Below are 18,204 nucleotides of genomic sequence, written 5' to 3'. Positions count from 1 at the left end.
GCGCGCTCTGCGCCCTTGACCTCAAGTTAACTCAAGGTCCGATACTGCTCCGCTCTTTCAACCGAGTGAGGCCTTGTCATGACCCAAACAACCGCATTCCAGCTTGGCAACCCTGAGGGCCTGTACGACCCCAGTGGCAATGCCTATTCCCATGTCGCCGAAGTGCGCGCTGGCAGCCGCCTGCTGTTCATCGCCGGCCAGGGCGGGGAGGACAGCAACGGCCGGTTATCGCCATTGTTTGCCGAACAGGCCCGTCAGGCGCTGGCGAACGTTGAGCTGGCCCTGGCGTCCAGAGGCGCCAGCCTGGCCCAGGTATTCAAGCTGACCCTGCTCATTGTCGAGCACTCCGAAGCGCGCTTGCGCCAATGGGTGGCCGAAGCCGACAGGGCCTGGGGCCCACACATGAAACCGACCTGCACACTGATCCCGGTACCGCGCCTGGCGCTGGATGGCATGTTGGTGGAAATCGAAGCTGTGGCAGCGCTTTAGCGCCGGAGGCTGTGGTCAGGACATTGAGGCGCTAGAAGAAACTGCGCTGCGCCTTGAGCGTGACCACGCTGTCGCAATAGGTATTGATGCCCGAATACGCATCGCAACTGCCGCCACTGAGGCTGGAGTTGCTGTAGATCAGGTTAAGGTCGATACCAAGCCAGGGTCGCGACAGCTCAAGCGACCAGTCAGAAAAGCCATTTACCTGGCTGCCGTCGCCAATGGTGAACGGCGTGCCCAGGCGATGATGGGCGAGCTTGACGGTGAGGTCGACATCGAACAGCGGCAGTTGGCCAAAGTCGGCGAACAAGGTCCCGGTGCGGTTGCCGGGGTTGTCGCGCAACGCGCCGCCGAAGCGGTTGCCCAGCACCGAGATGCCGCCGTACAGGGCATAACTGTCGGGGCCTGCGATAGTCGGCTGGCTGTAATGGATCAACCCCACTTCATAACCCAGGCTGCTGTCGAAATGGTGCTTGTAGCCCAGGTAGCTGTCCAGGCGCAGGGTCGAGTTGGGGGTAACGCCCATGCTGGGGGCGTACTGGCCCAGGTACCAGCCACTGGCATGGTTGAAGTCGAGCCCACCGTGGAATGCACCGACGGCACTGGGTGAGATAAGGCCTTGGGCCATGCTGCGCGAGGGTGTGGTGCCGAGGGTGAAGTCGAAGTCGCCCAGTTCGCGTTTTATCTGCTGGGCCAGCAGCACTGGGCTGAATAGCAATGCAGCACTCAGCAACAGAAAGGGCCTGGTCATGGTCTCCGTCCTGGAAGGCTTGCGGTTGAGCGGTAGAGCATACCTGCGCAGGTTCAAGGAGGGAACCGTAGCGTGGCCGACTCAGCCTTTGGTCGAACGGTCTGCATCGGCAACTTCGGTCACCACTGGCAGGTTGCCGGCACGCTGGACCACCCGCCGTTGCTGCTCGTAATCGTCCAGGGACAGACCGCGGCGCTGCAACGCTTCCAGTTGCAGTTGGCGGGTTTCTTCGGCGCTGTACGCGCGCAGCTCAGGGTGGTTGGCACAGCCAGCCAGTACAGCCATGCAGGTTTTGGCCAGGATAGCGAGGAAGAAGCGGGCCTTGGTAGTCATCGAGCAGCTCCGGGATGCAGGGGATTCGCCAGGTTCGAATCGATGGAGCCAGGTTAGTGAGGTGGGCCGCTCAGTAGAAATCGCCTTGTTCGATAGTCATTATTGACGCAAGCATCAGTGCCAAAACCGGGACCCGAGCGTGCAAGCGCTGGGCGCCTTCCCGCCGCTGCTCGCTACCCTGGGCCAGGACCCCGAATCCAGAATGTGGAAGAAGCCTATTGCCCCAGCATCTGGCGTACCAGCCATTGCCCTGCCGGCCCCAGCGCCCGCCGGCTCGACCAGGCTACATCCATGTCCACCCGGCGCGGGTAACCCGCTATCTGCAACTCCACCAGCTCGTTGCCAAACCGTGTCACCAGCGCCCTGGGCAGTTCGGCCCAGCCGAATCCGCGCACGGCAAACTCCAGCAGAGTGAGGTAATCCGGTGCCGACCAGGCCTGGCCGCGGCCTTGGTGCAGGCTGGGGGCATAGGTCTTGATGTACAGCTGCCGTGCGTTTTCAAGGTGTTGCGCTTGCACCGTTTCCAGGCCCGCCAGCGGGTGGCCGCTGGCCACATACACACCGAACTCCGCCTGCTCGGGCAAGCGGGCTACGGCAACGTCGGCGGGGTAGCTGGGCTGCGTCGCAAGGATGCCGACCTGGGCCAGGCCCTGCTGGATCATTTCGATCACATCGGCGTCTTCGGCCGGGCCGCAGCGCAGTTCTGTGTACGGGTAGTGCTGGGCGAAGCGTGCCATCACCGCACCCTGGAAGGTGACGCTATAGCTGTCCGACATCACCACCGAGACCAGCGCCTCGACGTTCTGCGCCAACCTGACCGCCAGGGCATCAAGCTGGGCGCTGGCGTCCAGGATCGCTTCGACATGGCTCAGCACCTGCCGGCCCGCTTCGTTCAGCGTGGGGTGGCGGCCGCCACGGTCGAACAGGGGGCAGCCTACGTCAGCCTCGAAATTGGCGATGGCGATGCTGACGGTGGATTGGCTTTTGCGCAATTTGCGCGCTGCAGCAGAGAACGAACCCAGCGATGCGGCTTCGACAAAGGCGACCAGAGCTTCGGGCGAGTAGCGCATGGTATTGATAAAACCGATGGTAGCTATGTCGCGAGTATCAGTTATATCAAAGAACATGGGAACCACGAATCACGCAATGGATGGAATTTGCAATGAAAACGGTCTCCTTTACCGAACGCCTGGTGCACGCCGTGGGCTACGAAGCATTCGCGGTGCTGCTGTGTGCACCACTGTTGTCCTGGGTGATGGGCAAGTCGCTGGCGACTGCGGGTGCCTTGGCGGTAACCCTGTCGGTTATCGCCATGCTCTGGAACATGGTCTACAACGCGCTGATCGACCGCTGGGTGCAGACCGAACGCATCAACTGGAAGGCCAGTGGGCGCTTCGTGCACGGCCTGGGCTTCGAGGCTGGGCTGGTGGTGTGGTGCCTGCCGGTGGCGGCATGGATGCTGGATATCTCGCTGCTGCAGGCGTTCATGGTAGAGCTGGGCTTTTTCGTGATTATTCTGCCCTACACCGTGTTGTACAACTGGGCGTTCGATAAAGCCCGGCACCTGCTGATGCAGCGCCGCCTCGCGCGTTCCCTGTAGGAGCGGCTTTTAGCCGCGGACACCGGCATAGCCGGTGCCAACCACCGCGGTGCTTGCTTCGCGGGTAAACTCGCTCCCACAGGGACCGTGAGTCATCCAAAAAGAACGGGGCATGCCATTGCTGGCATGCCCCGTTCTTATACAGCTGATACAGCTCAGGCGACCTTGACGATCCAGCCTGCCGGCGCTTCAACATCGCCGCTCTGGATGCCGGTCAGCTCGTTGTAGAGCTTCTGGGTAACCGGGCCGACTTTTTCCAGGTCGTGGAATACGTGCAGCTGGCCGTTGTACTCGATACCGCCGATCGGGGTGATCACCGCAGCGGTGCCGCAAGCGCCGGCTTCGATGAAGCGGTCCAGCTTGCTGATTTCGACGTCGCCTTCAATCACGGTCAGGCCCAGACGCGATTGCGCCAGTTCCATCAGCGACAGGCGGGTGATGCCTGGCAGTACCGAGGCCGATTTCGGGGTAACGAACTCGTTGTTGGCGGTAATGCCGAAGAAGTTGGCCGAACCCACTTCCTCGATCTTGGTATGGGTCAACGGATCGAGGTAGATGGCGTCGGCGAAGTTGGCCTTCTTGGCCTCAGCGCCCGGCTGCAGGCTGGCAGCGTAGTTGCCACCGACCTTGGCGGCGCCGGTGCCTTGTGGGGCGGCGCGGTCAAAGCTGGAAATCTGGAAGTTGTGCGGCTTCATGCCGCCCTTGAAGTACGAGCCAACCGGAATGGCGAAGACCGAGAAGATGAACTCGGGGGCGGTGCGCACGCCAATGTTGTCACCGGTGCCGATCACGAACGGGCGCAGGTACAGGGCGCCTTTGCCGTGCGGTGGTACGAACTTTTCGTTGGCCTTGACCACTTGCTTGCACGCTTCGATGAACACATCGGTCGGCACATGGGGCATCAGCAGGCGGGCGCAGCTGCGCTGCATGCGGGCGGCGTTCTGGTCCGGGCGGAACAGGTTGATCGAGCCGTCCTTGCAACGGTAGGCCTTCAGGCCTTCGAAGCATTGCTGGCCGTAGTGCAGGGCCGTGGAGCCTTCACTGATGTGCAGCACGTTGTCGTCGGTCAGGGTGCCTTTGTCCCACTCGCCATTGCGCCATACGGACAGGTAGCGTTTGTCGGTTTTGATGTAGTCGAAACCCAGCTTGTCCCAGTTAATGCTTTCGTTGCTCATGACACCCTCATTGTCTTGCAAGTGCCCGATCGCTCGGGCTGCTGTTATATGCGCACCACGTCACCATAATACATCCGTCGCGGATCGGGAACGGCCAGTCACGAATTGATAGCCTGCGATGCTTTTTTTTCGGTTCCTACAACCGCAGGTACTCATCCAGTGCCAGGTTTTCCAGCAAAACCGCATCATGGGACGCCACCATCAGCGCCCCGCGAAACTGCCCGAGCATGCGCTCCAGGGCTGCCAGTGACGGCAAGTCCAGGTGGTTGCCGGGCTCGTCCAGCAACAGCAGGTCGAGTGGCCGCTCGCGGTACAGCACGGCAGCAAGTGCTGCCTTCATCCGCTCGCCGCCGCTGAGCAGGCTGCTGGGCAACTCGACGCGGGCCGCATCCAGACCCAGTTGTGCCAGGCGGCTGCGCAACTCGCCCTGGGCCAGCACCGGGTTGGCCCTGCGCAGGTGTTCGAGCACGCTGCTGTGGCCTGCCAAGGTACTGCAGTGCTGGTCGAGCAGGGCGGTTTCGCCACGGCGGCGCAAAGTGTGTGGTGATGCCGGTAATTGCCCGTTCAGCAGCCTTAGCAGCGTGGACTTGCCACTGCCGTTGGCGCCGACCAGGCCCATCCGCTGGCCCAGGCACAAGCGCAGGTCAAGCGGTTTGCGGGTGCCATGGGGCAAGCGAAGTGCCTGCAACGCCAACACTTCGCGGCCCGCATGACGCTGGGGCGTGGGAGCATGCAAGGTAATCGCAGTGGCTTGCTCGACCTCGCGGGCGGCGTCATGCACTTTGCCCAGCAATGCTTGCCGCGCGTCGCGATGGTCGCGGTGCTGCTTGCCCGCCGTGGCCTGGCTGCGCTCCTGCTGGCGGTCGACCAGGATCTTGGCCTGGTTGGCATGCCTGGCTTGACGCCCGGCCCGGGCCTGATGGCGTTCCAGGTCTTCGCGCTGGCGCTGCAGTTCACGGGCTTGGCGTTGTTGCTGCTGCTTGAGCCGGGCAAGTTGCTGCTGGGCCTGCGCCACCTGGCTGGCTTTTTGTGCTGCATAGAAGCCGTAGTTGCCGCCATAGGCCTGTAACCCCAGGCTCGACAGTTCGACAATGCGCGCCATGTGCGCCAGCAGGCTGCGGTCGTGGCTGATCACCAGCAAACCTCGGTCCCAGGCCTCGATCATGCTCAGCAATTGGGCACGGGCGTCGCTGTCCAGGTGGTTGCTCGGTTCGTCGAGTATCAGGTAGTCGGCACCGCTGAGCCATGCGCCTGCCAGCGCCACGCGCATAGCCTGGCCGCCGCTCAGGCTGCGTGCGGGCTGGCGCCAGTCAAGGTGACTCAGGCCGTTGCGTTGCAGGTGCATCTGCAGTTGCTCGCGGATATCCCAGCGCTCGCCGACGGTGTCGAAATCCTGGGGGTTGATGCTGCCTTGCTCGATGCGCTCCAACGCCGCTATCACCGACCCCACCTGGGCCAGGTCGGCAAGCGTGGTGCTGCGCTCGATTACCTGCTGATTCAGCAGATGGACAGGCCCAAGGCGCCGGCACTGGCCGCTGCTCGGTGCACGCTGGCCGGCAAGAACCTGCCCTAGCAGGCTCTTGCCCACGCCATTGCGCCCGACCAGGCCGGTACGCCTTTGGTCGAAGGTTTCGTTGAGATCGGTAAACAGTAGCCGGCCATCAGGCAAGGCCAAAGAGACGCTGTCCAGCGTCAGGATCGACGTGTTCGTCATGCACAACTCCACAAATGCCGCGACATCTCCGGAGCAAACCGGAGGCTGAAGACTGGCCGTCGAATGGACGGCGGCATTAATGGCGCATTGGACGAATACCTCGTACTGGGGGAGTGCGTAGCCTAACGGCCCGTTGGGGGCGGGTAAAGTACCGCCCGCCGTGTATGGGTTTCCTGCACTGGCGATGCGCCGCGCGAGCGGCGCCCGATCTTGTCTGGCCCTGGGCTCAGCGCCCCGTCAAGCGCTTGGCCCAGTCGCCTCCGTGGCTCTGTTTGCAGGCCTCTTCGCTGTCAAACCGTACATGCCAGGCCGGGTGATCCAGTTGTATGCCGGCGTGGTCCAACGCCTGACGGGTCAGCGCCAGCATGCGTGCCTTTGCTTCACCCGCCACTGCAGCGACTTTCTCGGCCTCTTGTTCAAACACCCAAGTAATACGCAGGCTGGCCGGAAAGTTCTCAGGGTCCAGGCGATGGGTGAGCCAGGTGAACCCGACGATTTCTGCCTTGGCGGTTTCACAGGCGTCCGTCAGGCACGCTACCAGCTCCCGCTCCAGGCGGGCCATTTCGCGTTTGCCCAGCGCCTTCACAGGTTGGCCTCGTCATCGATCTGCTGGCAGAAGCGCAGGCGGTTGCCGAACGGGTCGCACACCTGCATCTGCAGGCCCCAGTCCAGGCGCTCGGCTTCGGGCCGGGCGTAACCGTACTGTTTGCCTTGCAGTTCATGCTCCAGCGCCCGCAGGTCGTCGAGGCGGGCAAACACTGTAGAGCCGGGGCAGGCATCGCCATGGTGCTCGGTAAGGTGCAGGATCAGGCCATCGCGGTGAATCTGCATGTACAACGGCAGGTTCGGGCTGAAGCGGTGCTCCCAGTCCAGGCTGAAACCGAGAAAATCCATGTAGAACTCCCTGGCCTTGTCGACCGAGAAGATGCGCAGTACCGGGATGGCGGGGGCGAGGAGCATGGGGCGTCCTTGACAGTGGGCAAAGTCGCCACTGTACCGCAGTGCCGCCAAGAGTTGTCGGCAAGCCCCGCAGCAATGGTTGACCACCCGCCAGCCACTGCGTAGCCTTGCCACTTCGAGGTTCTTCGGCCAGGCCGAAGCTAAGACGGGAACGCGGTACAAGCCGCGGCTGCCCCCGCAACTGTAAGCACTGACAACGGATCGACACAGCCACTGCGCCAATGCGCGGGAAGGCGTCATCCCGCCAGCACGCCGTTCAACTGAACGGGGAGCTGGAACGGTGCAAGCCAGGAGACCTGCCTCGCAACGTTTTCGACTTTCAACCGGGCGGGGTGATCCGGTGGCGAACAAGCCCGGCCGGCCTGGTCCGCGGCTGTCGTCCTGCATGCCCGCGCCATTCTGCCAAGGGCAATGCGACATGAAAACACTGGCCAAGCTCCCCGTTACCATCGTCACCGGCTTCCTCGGCTCGGGCAAGACCACCTTGCTGCGCCACATGCTCGACAACGCCCAGGGCCGTCGCATTGCGGTCATCGTCAACGAATTCGGCGAACTGGGTATCGACGGCGAAATCCTCAAGCAGTGCAGCATCGGCTGCACCGAAGAAGAAGCCAGCGGCCGCGTCTATGAACTGGCCAACGGCTGCCTGTGCTGCACCGTACAGGAGGAGTTCTTCCCGGTCATGCGCGAGCTGGTGGCACGCCGTGGCGACCTGGACCACATCCTGATCGAAACCAGTGGCCTGGCCCTGCCCAAACCGCTGGTGCAAGCCTTCCAGTGGCCGGAAATCCGCAACGCCTGCACCGTCGACGCGGTCATCACCGTGGTCGATAGCCCGGCCGTGGCTGCCGGCACTTTCGCCGCCTACCCGGACCAGGTCGATGCCCAGCGCAAGCTCGACCCTAACCTGGACCACGAATCGCCGCTGCACGAACTGTTCGCCGATCAGCTGGCTAGCGCCGACCTGGTGGTATTGAACAAGGCCGACCTGATCGACGCCGAAGGCCTGGCCAAGGTGCGCGCCGAAGTGGCCGAAGAACTGCCGCCGGCAGTCAAGGTGGTAGAGGCCAGCAGTGGCAAGCTGCCGCTGGAGGTGCTGCTGGGTGTGGGCGCCGAGTCCGAGGCGCACATCGATGGCCGCCGTACCCACCACGATTCGCACCACGATGGCGACGATCATGACGACCACGACCACGACGCCTTCGACTCCATTTCCATCGACCTGCCGGAGGCTGACGAAAGCCTGTTGCTCGACGCCTTGACCCAGCTGGTGGTGGAGTTCGGCATCCTGCGCGCCAAGGGCTTCGCTGCCATCCCGGGCAAACCGATGCGCCTGCTGGTGCAAGGCGTGGGGACCCGTTTCGACAAACACTTCGACCGCGCCTGGCGTGCCGACGAGCCGCGTATCACCCGCCTGGTGTTGATCGGCCAGGAACTCGACGCTGCCCAGCTGGAAGCGCGCCTGCGCCAGGCCTTGGGCGCCTGACCCGTGCACCTGCTGCGGACCCAGCCCGGCGGCTTCGTGCCGGACGACAGTATTGCCGACCTTGGCCAGACACCCGCCGAACTGGTGATTCTCTGCAGCGGCGATTCGCACCTGGCGTTGCTCGCCGATACGGCCGAGCAACTGCCTGAGGATTTCCCCAGCCTGCGCCTGGCCAACCCGATGCAGGTGCAGAACCACGCTTCGGTCGACCTGTATGTCGACCAGGTGCTGCGCCACGCCAAGGTCATCCTGGTGTCGCTGCACGGCGGCGTCGGTTACTGGCGCTATGGCGTCGAGCAACTGGTCGAGCTGGCTGCCCGTGGCGTGCAACTGATTCTGGTACCAGGCGATGATCGCCCTGACCCGGAGCTGACCCGCTTGGGCACCGTCACGGGCGACCAGGCCGAGCGCCTCTGGCACTACTTGCGCCAGGGTGGCAAGGCCAATGCCATCAACCTTTACAACTGCCTGGCCAACCAGTGGCTGGGCCGCGATTATGCCTGGGACGAGCCGCAGCCCTTGCCGCGCACCGCTGTGTATCACCCGGCCAAGGGCAGTGTGGCACTGGAAGACTGGTACCCGCACTGGCACCCGGATTGCCCGGTGGCGCCGCTGCTGTTCTACCGCTCCCACTTGCAGGCGGCCAACACCGCGTTCATCGACGTGTTCTGCCAGCGCCTGCAAGCCGCTGGCTTGAACCCGTTGCCGATTGCCGTGGCCAGCCTAAAGGAAAGCGCCTGCCTGGAGCAGGTCGAAGCCTGGCTGGACGAAGTCGGTGCCGAAGTGCTGGTCAATACCACCGGTTTTGCCCTGTCCAGCCCCGAACGGCCCAACCTGCGCCCGTTCCGCCGTGACATTCCGGTGCTGCAGGCCATCTGCGCGCAGGACAACCAGCCCGGCTGGGAAGCCAGCGAACAGGGGCTGGGTGCACGCGACCTGGCCATGCACATCGCCTTGCCCGAACTGGACGGGCGCATCATTACCCGCCCGGTCAGTTTCAAGGACATGGCCTGGCGCAGCGAGCGCAGCCAGTCCGACGTGGTGTGCTACCGCGCCCACCCCGAGCGTATGGACTTTGTCGCCGAGCTGGCCCGGCGCTGGGTCGAGCTGGCGCGCCTGCCCAATGCCGGGAAGCGCGTGGCCCTGGTGATGGCCAACTACCCGACCCGGGATGGCCGCATCGGTAACGGCGTCGGCCTGGATACGCCCGCTGCTGCACTCAACATTCTCAAAGCGCTGCAGGCCGAAGGCTATCCGCTGGCCGATTTGCCGGGCAGCGGCACGCAACTGATCCACCAGCTGCTCGGCGGCGTGACCAACGACCTTGACCACCTGGACCAGCGCCCTTGCGCCCAGAGCCTGAGCCTGGCCGACTACCAGGCCGCCTTCGAGCGCTTGCCCGAGGCCAATCGCCAGGCAGTGCTGGAGCGCTGGGGGCCGCCCGAGCAGGACCCGATGTACCGCAGCGGCCGGCTGATGGTGGCCGGCTTGCGCTTTGGGCTGACCTTCGTCGGCATCCAGCCCGCCCGGGGCTACCAGGTAGACCCCAGCGCGGTGTATCACGACCCCGACCTGGTGCCGCCGCACGGCTACCTGGCGTTCCACTTCTGGCTGCGCCACGGGTTCGCCGCCGACGCGGTGATCCATGTCGGCAAGCACGGCAACCTCGAATGGCTGCCCGGCAAGGGCGTCGGCTTGTCGGCGCAGTGCTGGCCGGACGCGCTGCTTGGCCCGCTGCCGAACATCTACCCGTTCATTGTCAACGACCCGGGCGAGGGCGCCCAGGCCAAGCGCCGTACCCAGGCGGTGATCATCGACCACTTGATGCCGCCGCTGACCCGTGCCGAAACCTACGGCCCGTTGCGCCACCTGGAGCAACTGGCCGACGAGTTCTACGAAGCGCAGCTACTCGATCCGCGGCGTGCCCGCGAGTTGCAGCGCGACATCCTCGAACTGGTCAAGGTCAACCACATCGACCGCGAGCTGCAGTTGGAAGGGCAGTTGGATGATGCCGCCGTCTGGCTGCCGCGCCTGGACACTTACCTGTGCGACCTGAAGGAATCGCAGATTCGCGATGGCCTGCATGTGTTTGGCCAGTCACCAGAGGGGCGGCTGCGGCTGGATACGCTGCTGGCCCTGCTGCGGGTTGAGCGCGGCGACGGTCGTGGTGGTAATGCCAGCCTGCTGCGCGCCTTGGCCAAGGCCTTGGTGCCAGGCTTTGACCCGCTCGATTGTGAGCTTGGGCTGCCCTGGCAGGGCGAACGCCCTGAGCAGCTTCTGGCCATGAGCAGTGAACCCTGGCGCACCTGTGGCGATACCCGCGAGCGCCTGGAGCTTTTGGCGCAGCAGGTGATCGAGCAAGCGCTGGGCGGCACCCTGCAGTTGCCTGAACCGAGCGAATGGCAGCCGGTGCGTGACGTGGTGCACGCCTTGTGCGAAGCGGTGGCGCCCAGCCTAGATGCCTGCGGCGCCGCTGAAATGAACGGCCTGCTGGCGGCGCTGGCCGGGCGATTCGTGCCTGCCGGCCCCAGCGGTGCGCCCAGCCGTGGCCGCCTCGACGTGCTGCCCACCGGCCGCAACTTCTATACCGTGGACGTGCGCAACCTGCCCACCACCACGGCCTGGCGCCTGGGTTTCGCCTCGGCCAGCCTGATCCTTGAACGCCACCTGCAGGACCACGGCGATCACCTGCGCCAGCTTGGCCTCTCGGTGTGGGGTACGGCCACCATGCGCACTGGCGGCGACGACATCGCCCAGGCCATGGCGCTGATGGGCGTGCGGCCGGTATGGGCCACCGGCAGCCAGCGCGTTGACGATTTTGAAATACTGCCGCTGAGCCTGCTCGACCGCCCGCGGGTGGATGTGACCTTGCGCGTTTCCGGCTTTTTCCGCGACGCCTTCGGCAACCTTATCCGTCTGTTCGATGCCGCCGTGCAGGCCGTGGCCGCGCTGGACGAGCCTGACGACCTCAACCCCTTGGCCGCCCGGGTACGCAGCGAGCGTGCCGCGCTGCTGGCGCAAGGGCTGGACGCCGAGCAGGCCGCGCGGCAGGCGGGCTGGCGGGTGTTCGGCGCCAAACCTGGTGCGTATGGCGCCGGGGTGCAGAACGCCATCGACGGGCGCCTGTGGCACAGCCGCGACGACCTGGCCGAGGTCTACCTGAACCACGGCGGCTACGCCTACGGCGGCAGCGACGACGGCACCCCGGCCCGCGCCCAGTTCGCCCAGCGCCTGGCCAAGGTGCAGGCGGTGCTGCAGAACCAGGACAACCACGAGCACGACCTGCTCGACTCAAACGACTACTACCAGTTCCAGGGCGGCATGCTGGCAGCGTCGGAAACCTTGTCCGGGGCGCCGGTGGCCAGCTACCACGGCGACCACAGCCAGGCAGACCGTCCCCGCATCCGTACCCTGAAGGAAGAGCTGAACCGGGTAATCCGCGCCCGCGCGCTCAACCCCAAGTGGATCGACGGGGTCAAGCGCCACGGCTACAAGGGCGCCTTCGAGATGGCGGCGACGGTCGACAACCTGTTCGCCTTCGATGCCACCACGCACCTGATCGACGACCATCATTACCAGGGGCTGGCCGATGCGTACGTGCTCGACCCGGCGACCCGTGATTTTATGCGCGAGCACAACCCCGAGGCCCTGCGCGACCTTACCGAGCGCCTGCTGGAGGCCCAGCAGCGCGGGCTGTGGCAGGCGCCGGGCGAGTACCGCGAGGCCCTTGAGGAACAACTGCTCGACGGCGAGGAACAGGCTTGAAATGAGTGAACCCGTGCAATTTCCGCTGGCCGCCGTGGTCGGTGCCGACGACCTGAAGCTGGCGCTGTGCCTGACCGCCATCGACCCGAAAATCGGCGGCGTGCTGATCGAAGGGCCGCGTGGCATGGCCAAGAGCACGCTGGCCCGTGGCCTGGCCGACCTGCTCGGCGAGGGCCCGTTTGTCACCCTGCCACTGGGCGCCAGTGAAGAACGTCTGGTCGGGACCCTCGACCTGGATGCCGCGCTGGGGCAGGGCCGGGCGCAGTTTTCCCCGGGCGTGCTGGCTCAGGCCGACGGTGGCGTGCTGTATGTCGATGAGGTCAACCTGCTGCCCGACACACTGGTCGACCTGTTGCTCGATGTGGCTGCCAGTGGCACCAACCGCATCGAGCGTGACGGTATCTCGCACCAGCACAGCGCCCGCTTCGTGCTGATCGGTACCATGAACCCGGAAGAGGGCGAGCTACGCCCGCAGTTGCTCGACCGTTTTGGCCTGAACGTGGTACTGGAGGGCCTGCCTGCGCCGGAGGCCCGTCAGCAGATCATTCGCCGGCGCCTGGCCTTCGACAGTGACCCGCAGGCTTTCTGCACGCAATGGGCCGCGGCCCAGGCGCAGTTACGCGAGCGCTGCCAGGCGGCGCGCCATGCCCTGGCCGGTATTGCCCTGGATGACCAGGCGCTGGCCTGGATTACCGAGCGTTGCTACGCCGCCGGCGTCGACGGGTTGCGCGCCGACCTGGTGTGGTTGCGTGCGGCACGCGCCCACTGCGCCTGGCGCGGCGGTGCGGCCATCGAAGAAGTGGATGTCGAAGCGGTGGCCGAGTTCGCCTTGCGCCATCGCCGCCGCGTTACGCCCCAGGCCAACCCGCCGTCGGCGCCGCAGCCGCCTGACCAGCAGCCAGGCCAGCAAAGCGCTGGCAACGCGGGTGAACAGGGCGGGCAGGGCGGGCAGGGCGACTGGGGGGCATTGCCGGCGCAACCTGTGGCCAGCGGCGCACGTCGCGAGGTGCCGAACTGGGCAAAAAAGCCCTGAGCATCCCCCAGTCACCTGCCAAAGGGGCGGATGCCAAAGCGGGCGCAGGCAAGCAGAACGGCGCCAGCCGTGGCCGCCCGCGCAGTGCAGCAAGCGGCCGGGTGGCCTGGCTGCCGACCTTGCTCAAAGGGCGGCCACGGCTACGCCAGGACCTGTGCTGGCAACAACGCCAGGCTAAACCGGCAGAGTTGTGGCTGGTGATCGTCGACGCGTCGGCCTCGACCCGCCGCCATCAGGCGTTGGCACACACCAAAGGGCTGCTGGCGGCACTGTTCGACCAGGCCTACCGCCAGCGCGCCCGCCTGGCCTTGCTGACCGCCAGCGGGCGCACACCGCAGTGGCAGCGCCACGGCCTGAAGGCCTCGGCAGCCTTGCAGCCATGGCTGCAGGCTTTGGGCGCCGGTGGCGGCACGCCGCTGATCGCTGCGCTGGAACAGGCCCGGCATTGGCTACAGGCGCGCCAGCGCGCCCATCCGGATGAAGCAGTACGCTGCCTGGTGTTTACCGATGGTCGCCTTCAGCACTGGAACGCCGTACAACCCATGCCCTGTACAACGTTGGTGGTGGACATGGAGTTGGCGCCGGTACGTGTTGGGCGTGCGCAACAGCTGGCCGAACAACTGCAGGCCGATTATCAGCACTTGCAACAGTTCAAAGTCGTGGACTGAACAGCAGGGTTGCGACACTGTGTCGCAACTGTGAAAGTTGCCAGAACAGCAACTTTGTATTTGACCAAGTGCGTGGCGCTGCACGCACTTGGTTTGCCGGGCACTGTTACTTTGGCATCGACCACGGTTGCAGGTCGTAACCTTTTTCGCACAGTTCGGCGCGCACTTCTTCGATCAGGCTGGCCCACTGGGCAGGGTCGGAGTAGATACGCGACGACACTTGCTTGCTGCCAATGCGGGTGCTGGTCCGGTCGATCACTGCCAGGCTCAGCTCACCAGTACCATTGGGTGCATCCCAGGCTACGCACTGGAAAGGTTCGAAGGCGTGGTCGGCAATCAGCAGTGCTTCGTTGACACGGAGCGGGGCATTCATGGTTCGGTCTCTCTATGGTCCCAAACATCGAAGTGAGTCCGCGTTGCTTCAAGGTCGCCTCAAGGGTTGCGAATTGCAGCGCGGGGTTATGTGTACTGATGCTCGTCCTCTGGGGGCAAGTCACACATTAGGTGTAAAATTTTTTGTCAGGCTTGAATCCGTTATTGCCTGCGCCGCCATGGGATGTCGTTAAAGTGCGAAAATTCCCGTGGGACATTGTAAAAAAATGCGTCAACAGACAGACGGTAGTGGGCACCGTCAACTTCGTTGCTACTGTTAAGCGAGCGCCACAACTTGCTGTTTTACTTCATAAAACCAAAAACTGGCGCCAAGGATCGGTTATGCAACAGCTTGTCGCTCAACGTCGTTTGCTCATCGTCGACCCGTGCGACGACTGCCACCAGCTGTTGCCTGGGCTGCGTAACGCAGGCTGGGATGTGGACAGTTGCATGCTCGCTGCCGCGCTGGACCATCCTTGTGATGTAGGGTTATTGCGATTGCAGGCTTCGCACCTGCGGCACCCGGACGCGGTCAAGGACATGATCAAGCGCAGTAACACCGAGTGGATCGCGGTGCTCAGTGCCGAACAATTACGCATGCCGGCCGTCGGCGATTTTGTTTGCGAATGGTTTTTCGACTTTCATACCTTGCCATTCGATGAGTCCCGGGTTCAGGTCACCCTGGGCAGGGCATTCGGCATGGCGCGGCTACGTGGCAAAGGGGCTGCCAGGGTGGACGAGGCGACCCACGAACTGCTCGGCGAAAGCCGGCCGATCCGCGAGTTGCGCAAGCTGCTGGGCAAGCTGGCGCCCACCGAGTCGCCCGTGCTTATCCGTGGTGAAAGCGGCACGGGCAAGGAACTGGTGGCGCGCACCCTGCATCGGCAGTCGCAGCGCAGCGACCAACCGTTCGTCGCCATCAACTGCGGGGCAATCCCCGAGCACCTCATCCAGTCAGAATTGTTCGGTCATGAGAAGGGCGCTTTCACGGGTGCCCATCAGCGCAAGACCGGGCGCATTGAAGCGGCCCACGGTGGCACGTTGTTCCTGGATGAGATTGGTGACTTGCCGCTGGAGTTGCAGGCCAATCTGCTGCGTTTTCTGCAAGAAAAGCACATCGAGCGGGTGGGCGGCAGCCAGCCGATTCCGGTGGATGCACGGGTCTTGGCCGCCACCCACGTAGACCTTGAAAGAGCCATCGAGCAGGGGCGTTTTCGCGAAGACCTGTATTACCGCTTGAACGTGCTGCAGGTGGTGACGGCGCCGCTGCGTGACCGGCATGGTGACTTGTCGATGCTAGCCAGCCATTTTGCCCATTTCTACAGCCTGGAAACCGGGCGCCGGCCGCGTTCATTCAGCGACCATGCCCTGGCGGCCATGGGCCGGCATGACTGGCCGGGCAATGTACGCGAGTTGGCCAACCGGGTGCGACGCGGCCTGGTCCTGGCCGAAGGCCGGCAGATCGAGGCGCAGGACCTGGGCCTGCAGACGTTGGACCAAGGGCAGCAGCCGCTGGGCACGCTAGAGGAATACAAGCAGCGCGCCGAGCGCCAGGCCTTGTGCGATGTGCTTAACCGGCACAGCGATAACATGAGCGTAGCGGCCAAGGTGCTGGGGATCTCCCGGCCGACCTTTTACCGCCTGCTGCACAAGCATCAGATACGCTGAATGAGCCACCAAACAATGGTCTGCCACACACCGCTGTGGGAGCGGACTTGCCCCGCGAACACCGGCGACGCCGGTGCCATGAACCGCGTCGCTGGCTTCGCGGGACAAGCCCGCTCCCACACTGACCACTGCCTGAAAATCAGTGTGGCGCGCGCACGATGGTCTTCAGCAGGTCTTCCGGGCTGATGTGCCCCACTACCTGAGCCACCGCACTGCCCGGGGTTGGCAGGTCGATGATGTGGCTTTTCATCTTGCCGACCACATGCATTTCGCACGGTTTGCAGTCGAACTTCAGGGTCAGCACTTCGTCACCCTGAATCAGCTGCATCGGCGCTACCTTGGTGCGCACACCGGTCACGCCCTTGGCCTGCTTGGGGCACAGGTTGAAGGAGAAGCGCAGGCAGTGCTTGGTGATCATCACCGGCACTTCACCGTGTTCTTCGTGGGCCTCGTAGGCAGCGTCGATCAGCTGCACGCCGTGGCGGTGGTAGAAGTCGCGCGCCTTCTGGTTGTACACGTTGGCCAGGAACGACAGGTGCGACTCGGGGTACACCGGTGGCGGCGAGGTCTCGGCCTTGCGCCCGCCACGCGGGTGCGCCTTGATACGCGCTTCGGTCAGCGCCTCGATGGCTTCACGGCGCAGGGCCTTGAGCTGCGAGTTGGGGATGAAGTAGGCCTGCGGCGCGTCCAGCTCGATGCTGCTGGCGTGGTACATCGTGGTCCCCAGCTGGCCGAGCAGGTCGTGCAACTGGTCCAGTGCCTGCTGCGGCTTGTTGGCCGTGCCGAACGGCCCGTCCAGGGCCACCTGCACGCTGACGCCTTCCTCGCTGCTGAGGGTGAGCATCAAGCGCTGCTCGCGCAGCACAGCATGCCATTGCACGCTAACCCGGCGCTCGGAAGAGGTGCGTTGCAGGGCCTGCTGCCAGTTGTGGTCAAGGTTGCGCGACAGCGGGTGGTTGGGCCGCAGCTTGTGCAGGCCTTCGGGCATTTCGTTTGGCTCAACGCGGTAGCGGTAGCGCTTTTGGCCGTCTTCCTCGAATTCGCCACGTGGTTCGGCGATGTTGGCGCGGAAACCCACCACTTCACGTTTGACCAGCACGTTCAGGCCGTCGCCGTTGGTCAGCGGCACCTCGGTGACCACTTGCATGTCACGCTTGCCGACCTTTTCCACCACACCCACCGGCAGGCCGGTGAAGGTGGGCGAGTCGAAGGCGCCGATATCGACTTTGCGGTCGGTCACGAAATAGTCGGTGCTGCCGCGGTGGAAGGTCTTGTCCGGGTCGGGCACGAAGAAGTGCTCGGTCCGGCCGCTGGACGCACGGGCATATTCCGGGCGGCCTTCGAGAATGGCGTCGAGCTCTTTGCGGTAGTGGGCGGTGATGTTCTTCACATAGCCCATGTCCTTGTAGCGGCCCTCGATCTTGAACGAGCGCACGCCGGCATCTACCAGGTCGGCTAGGTTGGCGGTCTGGTTGTTGTCCTTCATCGACAGCAGGTGCTTCTCGAACGCAACCACGCGGCCCTGGTCATCCTTCAGGGTGTAGGGGAGGCGGCAGGCTTGCGAACAGTCGCCACGGTTGGCGCTTCGGCCAGTCTGCGCGTGGGAGATGTTGCACTGGCCGGAGAATGCCACGCACAGCGCACCGTGGATGAAGAACTCGATGGCAGCGTCGGTTTCGGCGGCGATGGCGCGGATTTGCTGCAGGTTCAGCTCACGGGCCAGTACCAGCTGGGAGAAACCGGCCTGGTCGAGGAACTTGGCCCGTTCCAGGGTGCGGATGTCGGTCTGGGTGCTGGCGTGCAGCTCGATCGGCGGGATGTCCAGCTCCATCACCCCCAGGTCTTGCACGATCAGCGCGTCGACGCCGGCATCGTACAGCTGATGGATCAGCTTGCGCGCAGGTTCCAGCTCGTTGTCGTGGAGGATGGTGTTGATGGTGGTGAACACGCGCGCATGGTAGCGACGGGCGAACTCGACCAGTTCGGCGATCTCGCTGACCTCGTTGCAGGCGTTATGGCGCGCGCCAAAGCTTGGGCCGCCGATGTAGATGGCGTCAGCGCCGTGCAGGATCGCTTCACGGGCGATGGCCACATCACGGGCAGGGCTGAGCAGTTCCAGGTGATTCTTTGGAAGGGACATATCGTTATATTTTCGGGCTGCCACGGTTTAGGCGGGCATTGTAGCGGTGA

General features: G+C 64.2%; 16 protein-coding genes and 1 riboswitch. Of the genes, 7 read left to right on the top strand and 9 right to left on the bottom strand.

The genetic code is table 11. The features are described from left to right. Nucleotides 1-78: 78 nt before the first annotated feature. On the top strand, nt 79-489 hold the full coding sequence (locus ACK1VC_RS05715) for a RidA family protein (protein ID WP_023048343.1): 411 nt from the start codon (nt 79-81) through the stop codon (nt 487-489). A gap of 31 nt (nt 490-520) precedes the next feature. Here the strand turns inward: ACK1VC_RS05715 and ACK1VC_RS05710 are convergent, their stop codons facing one another. The 3 genes from ACK1VC_RS05710 to ACK1VC_RS05700 form a co-directional block, all read right to left on the bottom strand. Then, complete coding sequence (locus ACK1VC_RS05710) at nt 521-1,240, bottom strand: TorF family putative porin (protein ID WP_016487384.1); 720 nt, start codon at nt 1,238-1,240, stop codon at nt 521-523. Between the two features lie 81 nt (nt 1,241-1,321). After that, the gene (locus tag ACK1VC_RS05705) at nt 1,322-1,573 is read right to left on the bottom strand and encodes a hypothetical protein (protein ID WP_191086663.1); all 252 of its coding nucleotides are present in this window, start codon (nt 1,571-1,573) and stop codon (nt 1,322-1,324) included. A gap of 215 nt (nt 1,574-1,788) precedes the next feature. Then, a complete protein-coding gene (locus tag ACK1VC_RS05700; RefSeq protein ID WP_024717555.1) occupies nt 1,789-2,643 on the bottom strand; it encodes a LysR family transcriptional regulator in 855 nt (284 codons plus the stop codon). A 92-nt stretch (nt 2,644-2,735) separates the two neighbouring features. Here ACK1VC_RS05700 and ACK1VC_RS05695 point away from each other — a divergent pair, with 92 nt between their 5' ends. Then, complete coding sequence (locus tag ACK1VC_RS05695) at nt 2,736-3,173, top strand: multidrug/biocide efflux PACE transporter (protein ID WP_023048341.1); 438 nt, start codon at nt 2,736-2,738, stop codon at nt 3,171-3,173. Between the two features lie 155 nt (nt 3,174-3,328). On the opposite strand, the gene ACK1VC_RS05690 is transcribed toward ACK1VC_RS05695, so the two are convergent. The 4 genes from ACK1VC_RS05690 to ACK1VC_RS05675 all read right to left on the bottom strand — a co-directional run bounded on the left by ACK1VC_RS05690 (nt 3,329) and on the right by ACK1VC_RS05675 (nt 7,022). After that, nucleotides 3,329-4,348: a branched-chain amino acid aminotransferase gene (locus ACK1VC_RS05690; protein ID WP_145914101.1), complete on the bottom strand. Its 1,020-nt coding sequence runs from the start codon at nt 4,346-4,348 to the stop codon at nt 3,329-3,331. Nucleotides 4,349-4,484: 136 nt separating this feature from the next. Next, entirely contained in the window at nt 4,485-6,062 is a 1,578-nt protein-coding gene (locus tag ACK1VC_RS05685) for an ATP-binding cassette domain-containing protein (RefSeq protein ID WP_102688789.1), read from the bottom strand. 226 nt (nt 6,063-6,288) lie between these two features. Beyond that, the gene (locus ACK1VC_RS05680) at nt 6,289-6,648 is read right to left on the bottom strand and encodes a hypothetical protein (protein WP_023048339.1); all 360 of its coding nucleotides are present in this window, start codon (nt 6,646-6,648) and stop codon (nt 6,289-6,291) included. Beyond that, nucleotides 6,645-7,022 (bottom strand): glyoxalase superfamily protein, encoded by a 378-nt coding sequence (locus tag ACK1VC_RS05675; protein ID WP_016487377.1) that lies wholly within the window; start codon nt 7,020-7,022, stop codon nt 6,645-6,647. The genes ACK1VC_RS05680 and ACK1VC_RS05675 overlap by 4 nt, the downstream gene beginning before the upstream one ends. Nucleotides 7,023-7,123: 101 nt before the next feature. Next, nucleotides 7,124-7,340: riboswitch (cobalamin riboswitch) on the top strand. Between the two features lie 100 nt (nt 7,341-7,440). Between ACK1VC_RS05675 and cobW the strand changes: the two genes are divergently transcribed. The 4 genes from cobW (at nt 7,441) to ACK1VC_RS05655 (ending at nt 13,974) form a co-directional block, all read left to right on the top strand. Next, the gene (cobW, locus tag ACK1VC_RS05670) at nt 7,441-8,508 is read left to right on the top strand and encodes a cobalamin biosynthesis protein CobW (protein ID WP_016487376.1); all 1,068 of its coding nucleotides are present in this window, start codon (nt 7,441-7,443) and stop codon (nt 8,506-8,508) included. Between the two features lie 3 nt (nt 8,509-8,511). Continuing rightward, nucleotides 8,512-12,273 (top strand): cobaltochelatase subunit CobN, encoded by a 3,762-nt coding sequence (gene cobN, locus ACK1VC_RS05665; protein ID WP_191086662.1) that lies wholly within the window; start codon nt 8,512-8,514, stop codon nt 12,271-12,273. A 1-nt stretch (nt 12,274) separates the two neighbouring features. After that, on the top strand, nt 12,275-13,306 hold the full coding sequence (locus tag ACK1VC_RS05660; RefSeq protein ID WP_191086661.1) for an ATP-binding protein: 1,032 nt from the start codon (nt 12,275-12,277) through the stop codon (nt 13,304-13,306). 101 nt (nt 13,307-13,407) lie between these two features. Continuing rightward, on the top strand, nt 13,408-13,974 hold the full coding sequence (locus ACK1VC_RS05655; protein WP_016487373.1) for a vWA domain-containing protein: 567 nt from the start codon (nt 13,408-13,410) through the stop codon (nt 13,972-13,974). 106 nt (nt 13,975-14,080) lie between these two features. On the opposite strand, the gene ACK1VC_RS05650 is transcribed toward ACK1VC_RS05655, so the two are convergent. Beyond that, a complete protein-coding gene (locus tag ACK1VC_RS05650; protein ID WP_013972506.1) occupies nt 14,081-14,347 on the bottom strand; it encodes a hypothetical protein in 267 nt (88 codons plus the stop codon). 341 nt (nt 14,348-14,688) lie between these two features. On the opposite strand from ACK1VC_RS05650, the gene ACK1VC_RS05645 reads away from it, so the two are divergent. Continuing rightward, on the top strand, nt 14,689-16,014 hold the full coding sequence (locus tag ACK1VC_RS05645) for a sigma 54-interacting transcriptional regulator (RefSeq protein WP_449117873.1): 1,326 nt from the start codon (nt 14,689-14,691) through the stop codon (nt 16,012-16,014). A gap of 139 nt (nt 16,015-16,153) precedes the next feature. On the opposite strand, the gene ACK1VC_RS05640 is transcribed toward ACK1VC_RS05645, so the two are convergent. Continuing rightward, entirely contained in the window at nt 16,154-18,154 is a 2,001-nt protein-coding gene (locus tag ACK1VC_RS05640) for a peptidase U32 family protein (RefSeq protein WP_060518152.1), read from the bottom strand. Nucleotides 18,155-18,204 lie beyond the last annotated feature (50 nt).

This window comes from Pseudomonas sp. XP2, assembly GCF_053557975.1.
Note: the sequence above shows the minus strand (reverse complement) of the source record. Positions and strands in the feature narration are given on the sequence as shown.